The organism is Enterobacter sichuanensis, assembly GCF_009036245.1.
Classification (GTDB): domain Bacteria; phylum Pseudomonadota; class Gammaproteobacteria; order Enterobacterales; family Enterobacteriaceae; genus Enterobacter; species Enterobacter sichuanensis.
This window is the reverse complement of sequence record NZ_CP027986.1, coordinates 3,240,428-3,255,446: the sequence shown is the minus strand read 5'-3', so window position 1 is coordinate 3,255,446 and position 15,019 is coordinate 3,240,428. Positions and strand designations below refer to the sequence as shown.

At 60.3% G+C, this 15,019-nt stretch carries 14 protein-coding genes; 10 read left to right on the top strand and 4 right to left on the bottom strand.

Annotated features, from left to right (window positions below; translation table 11 throughout):
• Window positions 1-30: 30 nt before the first annotated feature.
• Complete coding sequence (gene rbn, locus C1N69_RS15635; protein ID WP_045286086.1) at window positions 31-948, bottom strand: ribonuclease BN; 918 nt, start codon at window positions 946-948, stop codon at window positions 31-33.
• A 71-nt stretch (window positions 949-1,019) separates the two neighbouring features.
• Between rbn and C1N69_RS15630 the strand changes: the two genes are divergently transcribed.
• The 10 genes from C1N69_RS15630 (at window position 1,020) to C1N69_RS15585 (ending at window position 10,884) form a co-directional block, all read left to right on the top strand.
• On the top strand, window positions 1,020-1,481 hold the full coding sequence (locus tag C1N69_RS15630; RefSeq protein WP_025757189.1) for a GNAT family N-acetyltransferase: 462 nt from the start codon (window positions 1,020-1,022) through the stop codon (window positions 1,479-1,481).
• A 53-nt stretch (window positions 1,482-1,534) separates the two neighbouring features.
• Window positions 1,535-1,840 (top strand): stress response protein ElaB, encoded by a 306-nt coding sequence (gene elaB / locus C1N69_RS15625; RefSeq protein ID WP_008500219.1) that lies wholly within the window; start codon window positions 1,535-1,537, stop codon window positions 1,838-1,840.
• A gap of 84 nt (window positions 1,841-1,924) precedes the next feature.
• The gene (gene menF, locus C1N69_RS15620) at window positions 1,925-3,220 is read left to right on the top strand and encodes an isochorismate synthase MenF (RefSeq protein WP_155031508.1); all 1,296 of its coding nucleotides are present in this window, start codon (window positions 1,925-1,927) and stop codon (window positions 3,218-3,220) included.
• A gap of 88 nt (window positions 3,221-3,308) precedes the next feature.
• The gene (gene menD / locus C1N69_RS15615) at window positions 3,309-4,979 is read left to right on the top strand and encodes a 2-succinyl-5-enolpyruvyl-6-hydroxy-3-cyclohexene-1-carboxylic-acid synthase (protein ID WP_025757191.1); all 1,671 of its coding nucleotides are present in this window, start codon (window positions 3,309-3,311) and stop codon (window positions 4,977-4,979) included.
• The gene (gene menH / locus C1N69_RS15610) at window positions 4,976-5,752 is read left to right on the top strand and encodes a 2-succinyl-6-hydroxy-2,4-cyclohexadiene-1-carboxylate synthase (RefSeq protein WP_095441335.1); all 777 of its coding nucleotides are present in this window, start codon (window positions 4,976-4,978) and stop codon (window positions 5,750-5,752) included. The genes menD and menH overlap by 4 nt, the downstream gene beginning before the upstream one ends.
• Window positions 5,749-6,606, top strand: a complete 858-nt coding sequence (gene menB / locus C1N69_RS15605) for a 1,4-dihydroxy-2-naphthoyl-CoA synthase (RefSeq protein WP_047959144.1) — start codon at window positions 5,749-5,751, stop codon at window positions 6,604-6,606. The genes menH and menB overlap by 4 nt, the downstream gene beginning before the upstream one ends.
• Window positions 6,606-7,571 carry an o-succinylbenzoate synthase gene (gene menC, locus C1N69_RS15600; protein ID WP_155031507.1) on the top strand — a complete coding sequence of 322 codons (966 nt, stop codon included), beginning with the start codon at window positions 6,606-6,608 and terminating at the stop codon, window positions 7,569-7,571. The genes menB and menC overlap by 1 nt, the downstream gene beginning before the upstream one ends.
• Window positions 7,568-8,929: an o-succinylbenzoate--CoA ligase gene (gene menE / locus C1N69_RS15595; protein ID WP_095441338.1), complete on the top strand. Its 1,362-nt coding sequence runs from the start codon at window positions 7,568-7,570 to the stop codon at window positions 8,927-8,929. The genes menC and menE overlap by 4 nt, the downstream gene beginning before the upstream one ends.
• Before the next feature lie 122 nt (window positions 8,930-9,051).
• Window positions 9,052-9,591 carry a YfaZ family outer membrane protein gene (locus tag C1N69_RS15590; protein WP_025757196.1) on the top strand — a complete coding sequence of 180 codons (540 nt, stop codon included), beginning with the start codon at window positions 9,052-9,054 and terminating at the stop codon, window positions 9,589-9,591.
• Window positions 9,592-9,684: 93 nt separating this feature from the next.
• Window positions 9,685-10,884, top strand: coding sequence for a nicotinamide mononucleotide deamidase-related protein YfaY (locus C1N69_RS15585; protein ID WP_047959140.1), 1,200 nt, complete (start codon window positions 9,685-9,687; stop codon window positions 10,882-10,884).
• Window positions 10,885-10,917: 33 nt separating this feature from the next.
• On the opposite strand, the gene glpC is transcribed toward C1N69_RS15585, so the two are convergent.
• The 3 genes from glpC to glpA are packed head-to-tail and all read right to left on the bottom strand — an operon-like array spanning window position 10,918 to window position 14,940.
• On the bottom strand, window positions 10,918-12,108 hold the full coding sequence (gene glpC / locus C1N69_RS15580; RefSeq protein ID WP_025757198.1) for an anaerobic glycerol-3-phosphate dehydrogenase subunit GlpC: 1,191 nt from the start codon (window positions 12,106-12,108) through the stop codon (window positions 10,918-10,920).
• Entirely contained in the window at window positions 12,105-13,322 is a 1,218-nt protein-coding gene (gene glpB, locus C1N69_RS15575; protein WP_155031506.1) for a glycerol-3-phosphate dehydrogenase subunit GlpB, read from the bottom strand. Before glpB ends, glpC begins: the two co-directional genes overlap by 4 nt.
• Complete coding sequence (gene glpA / locus C1N69_RS15570) at window positions 13,312-14,940, bottom strand: anaerobic glycerol-3-phosphate dehydrogenase subunit A (RefSeq protein ID WP_059385214.1); 1,629 nt, start codon at window positions 14,938-14,940, stop codon at window positions 13,312-13,314. Before glpA ends, glpB begins: the two co-directional genes overlap by 11 nt.
• Window positions 14,941-15,019: the final 79 nt, after the last annotated feature.

The following is a 15,019-nucleotide window of genomic DNA, read 5'->3' as shown; positions in this document are numbered from 1 at the left end:
TTATCGGCATCCTGAGAGAAAAATGAAGGACTAAACGCTGACCTGAGCGAAATCTTCGGCCAGCTCACATTCCGGGAACAGCGCGCGACACTCTGCCAGCAGGCCTGCACACCCCCGTGCGTCGTAGCGTGAGCTGACATGGGTGATGATGAGCCTGCCGACCCCTGCGTCACGGGCAAGCTGCGCCGCCTGTCGCGTTGAGCTATGGCCCCGGCTGTTGGCTTTTTCTTCCATCGCCGTTTCAAGCGTGGCTTCATGCACCATCACGTCCACGCCCTGCGCCAGGGTTAACGCTGCCGGGCAAGGGGCCGTGTCGCCAAAAATCGCCAGTTTTTTGCCGGGCTGCGGGGCGGCGAGATAATCCTGACCGTTGATGACGCGCCCATCCTCCAGCGTGACGGTCTCTCCGTGCTTCAGGCGCTGGAACAGCGGCCCGGGTTTGACGCCATCGGCCATTAGTGCGGCGGCATCCAGCGCGCCGGGTTTGTCATGCGCTTCAATGCGGTAGCCGTAGCACGCCACAGGATGATTGAGCGGGTGGGCGGTGACGTGATAATCCCCGTCATCGAAAACCAGACCGTCGCTAATCTCAACGATTTCCAGCGGATAATCCGTCCACGACCCGCTCAGGCGCAGCGTGGTTTCAACAAATTCACGCACACCCGCAGGCCCGTAAATCGTCAGCGGGTTGGCATTGCCGGCCATGGAGCGGCTGCACAGCAGCCCGGGCAGGCCAAAAAGATGGTCGCCATGCAGGTGTGTGATAAAGATTTTATCCAGCTTGCCAGGGTGATAAGCGGTGCGTAACAGCTGATGCTGCGTCCCTTCGCCACAGTCAAACAGCCACAGCCCACCGCGGGTTGGGTGTTTAAGATCCAGCAGAATCGCCGTCACATTTCGTGAGCGGGTTGGCACGCCAGCGGACGTACCCAGAAAAATCAGTTCCATAACGCAATCAGCCCTTTGCCGAACGGGGAGGGGTTTAGTATAACGTGATGAACCCCAGGAAGGAGACTGACATGATCCAGTGGCAAGATTTACACCATAGTGAACTCACCGTTAATGCGCTGTATGCCCTGCTTAAACTGCGCTGTGAAGTGTTTGTGGTCGAACAGACCTGCCCGTATCAGGACATCGATGGCGATGATCTGGTTGGCGAGAACCGCCATATCCTCGGCTGGCGCGATAACGAGCTGGTGGCGTATGCGAGGATTCTGAAAAGCGAAGACGATATCGAGCCCGTGGTCATTGGCCGCGTCATCATCAGCGGTAGCGCGCGCGGTGAAAAACTGGGCTATCAACTGATGGAAAAAACGCTGGCAGCGTGCCAGAAGCAGTGGCCAGACAAGGCGTTATACCTGGGGGCGCAGGCGCACCTTCAACCCTTCTATGGCCACTTTGGTTTCGTGCCGGTTACTGAAGTCTACGACGAAGATGGCATTCCCCACATTGGTATGGCGCGGGAAGCGAAGCAGGCGTAATGGCGAGTCGTTGGCTATAGTTAGCGGACTGGTGTACTAACATGGAGAAAAATATGTCATTTCAATCCTGGGATACCCGTATCGATGACGATCTGGCCTTACTGAGTGAAACGCTGGAAGAGGTGTTACGTTCCTCGGGCGACCCTGCCGATCAGAAATATATTGAGCTTAAAGCCCGTGCCGAACAGGCGCTGCATGAGGTTAAAAATCGCGTCAGCCATGCATCGGATACCTATTACTACCGCGCCAAAAAAGCGGTGTATCGTGCCGATGATTACGTGCATGAAAAACCGTGGCAGGGTATTGGCGTCGGGGCCGCCGTAGGGCTGGTACTCGGTCTGCTGTTAGCCCGCCGTTAGACCGCTTAACCACTCCCTATACGTGGGTACTGATATTTCTGATGGTACCCCGTATACTAAGCGTTTTCACAGGGAGAGGTTCGCGTGCATTCGATTTCCACCGCGCTGGAACGTCTGCGTACTCAGCTTGCGCAAGCGTTACCCGCTATACCCGGTTTACGTCATTTCGACGTCTCTTTCCCGTTAAACGACGCTTTCGATCCGCTCGCCTGGCTGGGCGCGCAGCAGTGCTATCCTCAGTTTTACTGGCAACAGCGTAACGGCGATGAAGAGCTGGCAGCGCTGGGGGCGGTTACCCGGTTTTCCTCTCTGACAGAAGCCTCGCAGTTTTTACGCGCGCAGCACGCGGCAGGTGATACCCGCATTTGCGGCCTTAATGCGTTTAACCCGGAGCAGGGCAGTCTCTTTCTACCGCGCCTGCTCTGGCGACGTAGCGCGGGTCACGCCACGCTGCGCCTGCAGCTGTGGAGCGACAGTTCGCTGCAGGACGATGCCCTGGCCGCACGGGATTTCTTACAGCAGCTCCGTCCTGCAAAGCCTGTCCGCCCGCTCTCCGTTCAGGTTGAGCACGAAACCCATCAGCCGCAACAGCCCGAATGGCTGAGGCTGGTCCGCAAAGCGACAGACACCATCGCACGCGGTGATTTTGAAAAGGTTGTCCTCGCCCGCGCTACCGACCTGCAGTTTACACAGCGCGTTAATCCCGTCGCGCTGATGGCGGCCAGCCGCGCCCTGAATTTAAATTGCTTTCACTTCTGCATGGTATTCGACGCCAGCAACGCCTTTCTCGGCTCAACGCCCGAACGTCTCTGGCGGCGGCGCGGCAAGCTGCTGCGCACGGAAGCCCTGGCGGGTACGGTCGCCAGCCATCCCGATGATAAACAGGCGCAGCGCCTGGGGGAGTGGCTGCTGAATGATGATAAAAACCAGCGTGAAAATATGCTGGTCGTGGAAGATATTTGCCAGCGCCTTCAGCGCCATACGCAGACCCTTGAGGTACTGCCGCCTCAGGTGGTGCGCCTGCGTAAAGTGCAGCATTTGCGCCGCTGTATCTGGACCGAGCTAAAACAGGCCGATGATGAGCAGTGTCTGCACATGCTGCAGCCAACGGCGGCCGTTGCCGGATTACCGCGACAGCCAGCGCGCGAGTTTATCCAGAAGGTGGAGCCTTTTAACCGCGAGTGGTATGCCGGTTCGGCCGGGTATTTATCGCCTGACCAGAGTGAGTTCTGCGTGGCGCTGCGCTCCGCCCGCGTCCAGGAGGACTCCCTGCGTCTCTACGCCGGCGCCGGCATTGTCAGCGGGTCTGACCCGGAGCAGGAGTGGCAGGAGATTGAAAACAAAGCCGCCGGATTGCGCTCTCTTCTACTAAGGGATTAATACAGATTCGCGCAATCCCGATTCATATCAAAATTCCAGTTTTTTCTATTATTTATACTGTGTCGTATTCTTGATACCGGACAATCTCATGTCAGTAAGTTCTTTTAACCGACGCTGGGCGGCGGTGATCCTTGAAGCCCTGACGCGCCATGGCGTCAGGCACGTGTGTATTGCACCGGGTTCTCGCTCAACGCCGCTGACGCTGGCGGCTGCCGAAAACCGGGCCTTGATTCATCACACCCACTTCGATGAACGCGGCCTCGGCCATCTGGCGCTGGGTCTGGCGAAAGCCAGCAAAGAACCTGTGGCGGTGATTGTCACCTCCGGTACTGCGGTGGCAAACCTCTATCCGGCACTGATTGAAGCCGGGTTAACCGGTGAAAAGCTGATCCTGCTCACCGCCGACCGCCCCCCAGAACTTATCGACTGCGGCGCCAATCAGGCGATTCGTCAGCCGGGGCTCTTTTCTTCCCATCCTTCGCAGACGATATCGCTTCCTCGCCCCACTCAGGATATTCCGGCAAGCTGGCTGGTCTCTACTGTCGATCACGCCATGGAGACGTTGCGCGGCGGAGCGTTGCATATCAACTGCCCGTTTGCCGAGCCGCTGTACGGTGAAATGGACGACACGGGGCTTGAATGGCAGCACGCCCTGGGTAGCTGGTGGGAGAGTGAGAAACCGTGGCTGCGCGAGCAGACGCATCTTGAAAGCGCAAAACAGCGGGACTGGTTCTTCTGGCGGCAGAAGCGCGGCGTGGTTGTCGCCGGGCGTATGAGCGCCGCGGAAGGCAAGCTGGTGGCCGAATGGGCGCAAACGCTCGGCTGGCCGCTGATTGGCGACGTGCTTTCCCAGACCGGTCAGCCGCTGCCGTGCGCCGACCTCTGGCTGGGTAATGCGAAAGCGGTCACCGAGCTGTCGCAGGCGCAGATTGTGGTCCAGCTTGGATCGAGTTTAACCGGCAAACGGTTACTGCAGTGGCAGGCGACCTGCACGCCCGAAGAGTACTGGCTGGTGGACGCGCTGGAGGGGCGGCTCGACCCGGCGCACCATCGCGGTCGTCGCCTGGTCAGCAGTATCGAGACCTGGCTGACGCTCCATCCGGCTGAAAAACGTAAACCCTGGGCGGTTGCCATCCCTGAACTCTCGCGCCAGGCGTGGGAACGAACAACGGCGCACTGTGAGGCATTTAGCGAAGCCGGGCTGGCGCACCGTATTCACCAGCTCCTGCCTGAACAGGGGCAACTGTTTGTCGGCAACAGCCTGGTCGTGCGTTTGATTGACGCCTTTTCACAGTTGCCAGCTGGCTACCCGGTGTACAGCAACCGTGGTGCCAGCGGCATCGACGGGCTTATTTCGACAGCGGCGGGCGTGCAGCGAGCCAGCGCGAAATCGACGCTGGCCATCGTGGGCGATCTCTCCGCGCTCTACGATCTCAATGCGCTGGCGCTACTGCGTCAGGCGTCCGCCCCGTTCGTGCTGATGGTGGTAAACAACAACGGCGGGCAAATTTTCTCCCTGTTGCCCACGCCGCAGACCGAGCGCGAGCGATTCTATCTGATGCCGCAGAACGTGCAGTTCGAACACGCCGCAGCGATGTTCAGCCTGAAATATCATCGTCCGGAAAGCTGGGAGCAGCTGGGGGCCGCGCTAGCGACCGCCTGGAAACAGCCGGGTGCGACGCTGATTGAGCTGGTGGTGAACGAGGCTGACGGTGCGCAGGCGCTGCAAAGCCTGCTGGCGCAGGTGAGCCAGCTGTGATCCTCCGGGCGGTACAGCAGGCCGGTAAGCCAGGCTACCCCTGGTTGGTTTTTCTGCACGGCTTTTCCGGCGACAGCCGCGAGTGGCAGAAGGTGGGTGAAAAACTCAGCGACTACCCCCGGCTGTATCTCGATCTGCCGGGGCACGGCGGATCCCGGCAGGTTGGCGTGGCGGGGTTCGAAGATATGAGCACATTACTCACCCGAACTTTAGTTAGTTACAACATACTTAACTTCTGGCTCATCGGGTACTCCCTCGGCGGCCGCATTGCGATGTTCCACGCCTGCCAGCAGCCAAAGGGGATGCTGGGCCTGATAGTTGAAGGCGGGCATCCGGGCCTGCAGGATGCCGAAGCGCGTCATACGCGTCTGGCATCGGACCGCAACTGGGCGAGACGTTTTCGCACCGAACCGCTGGATAAGGTATTCACTGACTGGTATCAACAGCCCGTTTTTGCCACCCTGACGAACACTCAGCGCGACGCGCTGATTACCTTGCGCAGCCAGAACAGCGGCGTGGCGCTGGCGATGATGCTCGAGGCGACGTCGCTGGCGGTGCAGCCCGATTTACGCGCCGCGCTTAGCGCACGGGATTTCGCTTTTGATTATCTCTGTGGCGAACGCGATGAGAAGTTTGCGGCCCTTGCCGCTGAACTGAACGCCGTTCGCCATCTCATTCCAAACGCCGGACACAACGCCCATCGGGAAAACCCCGAAGCGGTGAGCGCGAGTCTGGCTCAGATACTGCGTCTTCGAATAAAGGACACTCTATGATCTATCCTGATGAAAACATGCTCTATGCACCGGTTGAATGGCAAGACTGCTCCGAAGGCTATACCGACATTCGTTACCACAAATCCACCGACGGCATTGCCAAAATCACCATTAACCGTCCGCAGGTGCGTAACGCCTTCCGTCCGCTGACCGTTAAAGAGATGATTCAGGCCCTGGCGGATGCGCGCTACGACGACAATATCGGCGTGATTATCCTGACCGGCGAAGGGGATAAGGCGTTCTGCTCCGGCGGCGATCAGAAAGTACGCGGTGACTACGGCGGATACCAGGACGATGCGGGCACGCACCACCTGAACGTGCTCGATTTCCAGCGTCAGATCCGTACCTGTCCAAAACCGGTGGTGGCGATGGTGGCAGGTTACTCCATCGGTGGCGGTCACGTGCTGCACATGATGTGTGACCTGACCATTGCTGCAGAGAACGCCATCTTCGGCCAGACCGGCCCGAAAGTGGGATCCTTCGACGGCGGCTGGGGCGCCTCCTATATGGCACGTATCGTCGGGCAGAAAAAAGCCCGCGAAATCTGGTTCCTGTGCCGTCAGTACAACGCCCGGGAAGCGCTGGATATGGGGCTGGTCAATACCGTGGTCCCGATTGCCGACCTCGAAAAAGAGACCGTCCGCTGGTGTCGCGAAATGCTGCAAAACAGCCCCATGGCGCTGCGTTGCCTGAAAGCGGCCCTCAACGCCGACTGTGACGGCCAGGCAGGCCTGCAGGAGCTGGCGGGCAATGCCACCATGCTGTTCTACATGACCGAAGAGGGTCAGGAAGGGCGCAACGCGTTTAACGAAAAACGCCAGCCAGACTTCAGCAAATTCAAACGGAACCCGTAATGCGTTGCGCGCAGGTTTACCGCTGGCAGATACCGATGGACGCGGGCGTGGTGCTGCGTGAACGGCGATTAAAAACCCGTGACGGCGTTTTCGTGCATCTGCAGCAGGGCGAGCGGGGAGGCTGGGGCGAGGTGTCGCCGCTGCCGGGCTTTAGTCTGGAGTCGCTGGAGGAAGCGCAGGCCGCGCTGGTGGCCTGGGCGGATGCCTGGCGCGAGGGGGCCAATCCACCGCTGCCGGACGTGCCTTCCGCCGCCTTTGGCATCAGCTGCGCGCTGGCGGAGCTCGACGGTAGCCTGCCGGAAGCGGCCGATTATCGCGCGGCGCCGCTCTGCACGGGCGATCCGGACGAACTCTTCGCGTTGCTCTCCGCCATGCCGGGTGAGACGGTCGCAAAAATCAAAGTCGGCCTCTACGAAGCGGTACGCGACGGCATGGTGGCCAACCTGCTGCTGGAAGCGATCCCCGACCTTCGTCTGCGTCTGGATGCGAACCGCGCCTGGACGCCGCTGAAGGCGCAGCAGTTTGCAAAGTACGTCAACCCGGCATACCGCAGCCGCATTGCCTTTCTGGAAGAGCCGTGTAAAACCCGCGACGATTCGCGCGCGTTTGCCCGCGAAACGGGGATTGCCATCGCCTGGGATGAAAGCCTGCGCGAAGCGGATTTTGCCTTCGTTGCCGAGCCCGGCGTCAGCGCAGTGGTGATAAAACCGACCCTGACCGGCAGTCTGGCGAAGGTGCGCGAGCAGGTTGCAGCCGCGCACGCCGCAGGGCTGACGGCGGTGATCAGCTCCTCTATAGAATCCAGCCTTGGGCTGACGCAGCTGGCGCGTATTGCCGCCTGGTTAACGCCGGACACGGTGCCTGGCCTCGACACGCTGAACCTGATGCAGGCTCAGCTTATCCGCACGTGGCCGGGCAGTACGCTGCCGTGCCTGAATTCCGGGGCGCTGGAGCCGTTGTTATGAGTTTTGCCGACTGGCCCTGGCGTCACTGGTGCGTGCAGTTTGCGGATAAACCGGCCCTGAGACTGAACGACGAGGTGCTTACCTGGCAACAGCTGTGCGTCCGCGTCGACCGTCTCGCGGCGGGGTTTCACCAGCAGGGCGTGGTGGAGGGCGACGGCGTGCTGCTGCTGGCCCATAACCATCCGCAGACCCTGCTGGCGTGGCTGGCGCTGCTCCAGTGCGGCGCGCGTATTCTTCCCGTTAACCCGCAACTGCCGCGCCCGCTGCTGGAGGTGTTACTCCCGCAGATGACGCTGCGCTTTGCGCTGGTGCTGGACGGCAGCTATGACGCTCTTCCTGCCCTGAGCATGCGCGATCGTGAAGGGGAACATCGCGTCGCGTGGCAACCGGCACGGCTGGCGTCCATGACGCTCACCTCAGGCTCCACCGGGCTGCCAAAAGCGGCGGTCCATACCTGCGCGGCCCATCTTGCCAGCGCGCGCGGCGTACTGTCGCTGATGCCCTACGGCGGTGACGATGACTGGCTGCTTTCGCTGCCGCTGTTTCATGTCTCCGGCCAGGGAATTTTATGGCGCTGGCTGCAGGCGGGGGCGCGGTTAACCGTGCGCGAGAAACAGCCTCTGGAGCAGGCTTTGCGCGGCTGCACGCACGCCTCGCTGGTGCCAACCCAGCTCTGGCGTCTTCTGAATACCGACAGCCACATTGCCCTGAAAGCGGTTTTGCTTGGCGGAGCGGCGATTCCGGTGGCGTTAACGCAACAGGCGCGGGAGCAGGGGATCCGCAGCTTCTGCGGTTACGGCCTGACCGAGTTTGCCTCTACCGTCTGCGCGAAAGAGGCGGACGGCGAGCCGGACGTGGGCTCTGCGCTGCCGGGCAGAGAGGTGCAGATCGTGAATGGTGAGGTCTGGATCAAGGCGCACAGCATGGCCTCAGGCTACTGGCGGGACGGTGCGTTAATTCCACTGACCAACGCGCAGGGATGGTTCGCCACCCGCGATCGCGGTGAATGGCATGATGGCCGCCTGACGATTCTGGGTCGTATGGACAACCTCTTTTTTAGCGGCGGAGAAGGGATCCAGCCGGAAAGCCTTGAGCGGGTTATTGCAACACACCCGCAGATTAATCAGGTGTTTATCGTCCCGCTGGACGACGCCGAATTTGGTCAACGTCCGGTGGCGGTGGTGGAGTGTGAACCGGGAACGGATATCACCTGTTTCCCTGACTGGGTCAGGGATAAGCTGGCGCGGTTTGAGCAACCCATCCGCTGGCTGTTGCTGCCGACCGAGCTCAAAAATGGCGGCATCAAAGTCTCCCGTCGCGCGCTGCAGCAGTGGGTCAATGCATCACTTAAGGGATAAGCGCCGTTTCAAATAGTGACAATCTTTCGACCTGCCGCACGCAGAGTCCTTGATCCCCGGAAGACTCCGGTTAAAATCTCGCGGTTTTGGGACTTCTCTATAAAATGTGCGGGATCGCAATAATGAAAAAAGTGGCATTAATGGGCTTCGGCCTGATGGTTGTTTCTGCGGCGGCAAACGCCATTAGCATTAACGGTTCGGCGGGTCAGGATTATACCCACCTGGGCTTCGGCATGGGCACGGAAACCTCCGGTCTGGCGATGACGGGTGGCTGGACGCATAACGATGACGACGGCGACGCGGCAAGCCTCGGTCTCGGTCTGAACGTTCCGCTGGGCCCGTTCCTGGCGACTGTTGGCGGTAAAGGTATCTACACCAACCCGAATGACGGTGACGAAGGGTACGCGGCGGCGGTGGGCGGTGGTCTGCAGTGGAAAATTGGCGACAGCTTCGGCCTGTTCGGCGAGTACTACTACTCACCAGACTCGCTTTCCAGCGGTATCGACAGCTATGAAGAGGCCAACGCCGGTGCGCGCTGGACCATCATGCGTCCGATTACCATTGAAGCGGGCTATCGTTATCTGAACCTGGCCGGCAAAGACGGCAACCGCGACAATGCGCTGGCTGACGGTCCATACGTGGGCGTTAGCGCAGGCTTCTAAACACACCGGCGCGGCATGCTGTCGCGCCAGTTTCTCTCTTCTCCTACCCACGTTTGCGCTATAGTGTTCTGACCAAATAAGCGGGAGAACATAATGATTAACGTGGAGATGTTATCCACCGGCGACGAAGTGCTGCATGGGCAAATTATTGATACCAATGCCGCCTGGCTTGCCGATCTTTTCTTTGAGCAAGGATTACCGTTAACGCGCCGCAATACCGTGGGCGACAATCTTGAGTCGCTGGTGAGTGTTCTGCGCGAACGCAGCGAACACTGTGACGTGCTGATTGTAAACGGTGGGCTCGGCCCCACCAGCGACGACCTCAGCGCGCTGGCCGCTGCGACTGCCAAAGGCGAAGGGCTGGTGCTGCATGAAGCGTGGCTCTCGCAGATGGAGCGCTTTTTCGCCGAACGCGGTCGCGTCATGGCCCCCAGCAACCGCAAGCAGGCCGAGATCCCCGCCAGCGCGGAGCTGGTCGATAACCCGGTTGGTACCGCATGTGGGTTTGCCATGCAGTTGAACCGCTGCCTGATGTTCTTTACGCCGGGCGTGCCCTCAGAATTTAAGGTGATGGTCGAGCAGCAGATCCTGCCGCGCCTTCGCCAGCGCTTTACCCTGCCGGAACCCCCGCTTTGCCTGCGCCTGACCACTTTTGGCCGCTCTGAAAGTGATCTGGCCCAGAGCCTCGATCACCTCTCACTCCCGCCGGGCGTCTCCATGGGCTATCGCTCCTCCATGCCAATCATTGAGCTTAAGCTGACCGGGCCAGCAACGCAGAAAGAGGCGATGCTGGCCTTGTGGCCTGAGGTGCAGCGCGTGGCGGGCGAAAGCCTGATTTTCGAAGGCACGGAAGGGCTACCGGCGCAGATTGCGAAGCATCTGCAGTCGCGCCAGCTGAGCGTGACCTTAAGCGAGCAGTTCACCGGCGGCCTGCTGGCGCTGCAGTTGTCTCGCGTCAACGCGCCGCTGTTGGCCAGCGAAGTGGTGCCGTTCCAGCAGGAGACCCTGGCGCAGACCGCCCGTTGGGCATCTGAAAGAAGGGTAAAACATTTTGCCGGACTGGCGCTGTTTGTCGGGGGGCTGGATGAGGAATACCTTAACTTCGCGCTGGCCACGCCGGAAGGCACCTGGGCACTGCGGGTTAAGATGAGTATCACCCGCCACAGCCTGGCGGTGCGTCAGGAGGTTTGTGCGATGATGGCCCTGAACATGCTGCGCCGCTGGTTGAATGGCAAAGAGGTGGCCAGCGAGCACGGCTGGATCCACGTTGTCGAGTCGCTGTTCGTTGAGTAAAACCTGTGCCGGGGCCTTTCGCCCCGGCCATGTTCAGCCCAGCGCCTTCGCCAGCAGGGTAATCGGATGTTCACAGCGTAAGCTTGTGGACATCTCAATCTGCCACTTGCAGGTTTCGCAGTCGGTCACCACGATATCCGCGCCGCTCTCTTCAATCTGACGGAACAGCGGGGCGCCAATTGCCTGTGACGTGGCGTAGTTTTCCCGTTTAAAGCCGTAGGTTCCCGCAATTCCGCAGCAGCGTGAATCCAGCACCGTCAGCTCCAGGCCCGGGATTAACCGCAGCAGCTCCAGCGTATACAGCGACCAACCCATTTTCTCCATATGACACGGCGTGTGATACACCACTTTCAGGGGCAATTTTCTGAGCGGCAGGGTCTGCCCGCTGTCCAGTTTGCGCCACAGGAAACGCGTCGCCAGCTCGATGTGCTCGCGCAGCCCGCGGTTATCCACATCCAGCAGATGGGGGTACTCATCGCGCAGGGTAAAGGTACAGGTGGAGGAGGTCGCCAGCACCGGAATACCTTTCTCGACGATGGCTTCGCGCAGCGACGTGACGTTGCTCTGCGCCTGCCTGCGCGCTTTATCGGTAAACCCGTTGGCAATCAGCGGCACGCCGCAGCACTTCTCCTTGTTCAGTAGCTGTACGCCTGTTCCCATGGCGTTCAGCACCTTCAGCAGATCTTTCCCCAGCTGCGGGTGGTTGTAGTTCACGTAGCAGCCGTGGAAAAAAGCCACCTGGTCGGCATACTGCGCCTGCTTCGCCGCGACGGACGTGTACCAGCGGCGGAAGGTGCCGTGAGAATATTTCGGCAGGCTGCGGTGATGATCGATCTTAAGTGTGGCATCCAGCAGCTGACGCACCGGTTTGAGGGCGGTTGCGGCGTTTACCAGCGGAGCGAACGGTGTCGACAGGCTGCCCATCAGATCGGTATGGCTCAGAATGGCGTCTCGCAGTGACGGTTTTTGCGTGCTGTAGCGCGCCCGGGCGCGCTGGATGATATCGCCGATTTTCACATCCGATGGGCAGGCGACTTCACAGCGTTTGCAGTTGATGCAGTACTTCAGGGCTTCGTCGTACAGCTTGCCGTCCTTCAGGCGCAGGCGTTCGCCGTCCGGCCCGGCCTGTTTCGGGCCTGGATAGCGTGGATTGACGCCGCTGACCGGGCAGACCGTGGTACACACCGTGCATTTGATGCAGCTTTCAAAACGGGTATCGTTCATTGTTCAGCCTCCATGCGCTGGCTAATCTGCTCTGCCGCATACAGCGCCGTAACGGCGCAGACGCCGCCACCGCAGCCCTGGGCGATGGGGTCGTATCCACCCAGCAGCGAGCCAATGGCAAAAAGATTACTGACGGGCTTACCGGCAAGCTGCGGATGTAGCCGGTTATTGACGATGACGCCAAATTGTTGCCAGGGCTGCGGCGAGAAGAAATCGCTCTGGTACCAGTCCGCGCGGGAGGCGCTCTGCCGGACATCCAGCCCCATAATGGCTTCCCGGATGCCCTCCCGGCTACTCAGCAGCCCGTTACTGAAGAAACTGCCGCTGGCCAGCACCGTATAACGGGCCCGAAGGGGGATATCATCGTGGTTGCGTGTCCAGATTTCGTTCACCGCGCCGTCCGTCAGGGTAATTTTTTTCACTTCATCCCCTGCCATCCAGACGCCACCCTGCGCAACAAACTGGCGCTGGAGTTGGGTATGCAGGCGAATGCCGGGTACGGAAGGGGGCAGCGTGGGCAACAAACCGAGCGTGCAGGGCAGACGGTCTGAGAGCCAGCGCCAGAGTCGGTTGTCGTTTAAGCCAAAGCAGGCGGGCATCAATAGCGCATCGCATCCTGCCGCAAGCGGGCTGAGTGCCTCATACAGCAGCGGCCATTTCTCTTCGTTATCAAGGAAACGGGCGATATTTACCGCGCGAAATTCACTTGGGTTATCGCGCAGAACGTCCAGCTCTGGCAGCTCTATCTCTGCGGTGTCAGCATTAACCCCCTGGCGACAGAGTGACGCTGCCGCGAGATGGGGCTGAAAATCCAGAAAACCGCTGATGCCCACCACCCGCACGCGCGCGGCGCTGAACGGGGCAACGGGCACCTCCTCCGGGCTGAGCCAGGCGGAACGCAGGGTGCCAAGCGGCGTGACGCGCTGATGATTTTGCCTGGCGCTTCCCTGCAGACGTGCTCCGCACTCTGCCAGCAGCGCTTCGGTTTCCAGGGCAAAGCGGTCAATATGTTGCGCGCCAATCAGGTGATACGGGTGCTCCGGCGGCAGCTTTTCGCGGCAGGTTTCGTCCACCAGATCCAACGAGCCTGACGAAAAGTGCAGGGCGCTCTGTCCCCGGGTGATAATGGCGCAGCGCAGCCCCTGCTTTGTGAGTTTGATTCCACAAAGCAGGCCTGCCAGCCCGCCGCCGACAATCACGGCATCAAATTTCATCGTGTTGCTCCTTCTCAAGACCGCAAAGTCCCTGGTAGACCCAGCGGGTAAACTCGCTTTCCCGCAGGGCATCACCCCAGGCGACAGGCTGAATACCCTTCCAGCGCTCGTTTAAAAACGCGCTGAGCTGATCGAGCGACTGGGTGGCGGTGGTGGTATGAAAACGCTGCAGCAGCCCGGCGGCACGGCAGGCGCAGAGCTCACCCTGGCAGGTTCCCATTCCGACGCGGGTGCGGCGGCGGAGATCGAGCAGGCTATTGACCGTCAGGTTCTCCACCGCGTACTGCACTTCACCAGCGGTCACGGCTTCGCACTCGCACACCAGGCTGCGGCTCAATCGTCCTTCACCGAGCCACTGTGGCGTTCTGTCGCCGTGGCGGTAAATTGCGGACCCGCGCAGCGGCGCAGGCAGGGAGATGATTTTTTGCAGCGTTTTCTCGGTAGACTGGCGCGATCCGGGTAAAGGCTGTTCTGCCGTCACGCACCGTTCGGTATTGCCCAGCTTGCGGCAGACGGCATCCGTCGCCCACTCGGCCATCAGACGATAGGTCATCAGCTTGCCGCCTGTAATCGTGATAAACCCGTCCAGGCCATCGCGCGCGGCGTGATCGAGCAGCACAATGCCGCGGCTGACGTTACGCCCGCTCGGATCGTCGTCGCTGGCCACCAGCGGGCGGACGCCGGCATACGCGCGGAGGATCCGGGTCTGCGCCATGACCGGGGCCAGTTTTTCCCCTTCGCGCAGCAGGATGTCCACCTCTTCGGCGGTCACGCGGTTGTAATCAATTTCGCTGTAGTCCACGTGGGTGGAGGTGGTGCCGATTAACGAAATGGTATCGCCCGGCACCAGAATATCGGCATCGGAGGGTTTGCGGCAGCGGTTGATCACATGGTTATTAATGCGGTGGTCGAGGATCAGCAGGGAGCCTTTCGCCGGGAACATGCGTACCGACAGGTCAGCATATTCCGCAATACGTTGACCCCAGATCCCGGCGGCATTGATGACGACGGAGGCAAACAGCTCGCTGTGTTCGTTGTATTGCGTATCAAACACCCGCACGCCGCAGATGCGATGGCCTTCACGGATCAGCCCGGTTACTTCGTGCCCGGTCAGGATGTGCGCCCCATGCTCGCGGGCGTCCAGCATATTGGCGGCCGTCAGGCGAAAGGGATCAACCGTCCCGTCGGGCACTTTGACCGCGCCCGTCAGGGCAGGGTTGACGGCGGGTTCAATGCGGCGCGCGAGGGCCGGGTCGATGGCCTCGGCCTGAATCCCCGCCGCATGACATGCCGTCAAAAAGGTTGACTGAAAGGCGAGATCGTCTTCGGGAAGAGTAATAAACAGACCGTCGGTCGGCTCAATGCAGTGGCGGGCAATACGCCGCAGGATCTGATTTTCGGCGATACATTCGCGTGCTGATTCGCCGTCCGTCACGGCGTAGCGGGCGCCGCTGTGAAGCAGTCCATGATTGCGTCCGGTTGCGCCTGTCGCAATGTCATGGCGCTCCACCAGCGTGACGCTTAACCCCCGCAGGGCACAATCGCGTGCGATACCGGCGCCGGTTGCGCCACCGCCAATGATAATCACATCGCGAAAGCGTGGATCGTGAATTGTCATTGTCATCCCTCAGTGTTCGTTTTTTATCATTTAGCCACATGAAAACTGTGGTTTGTTTGATTTCGAACACAAACGAGCG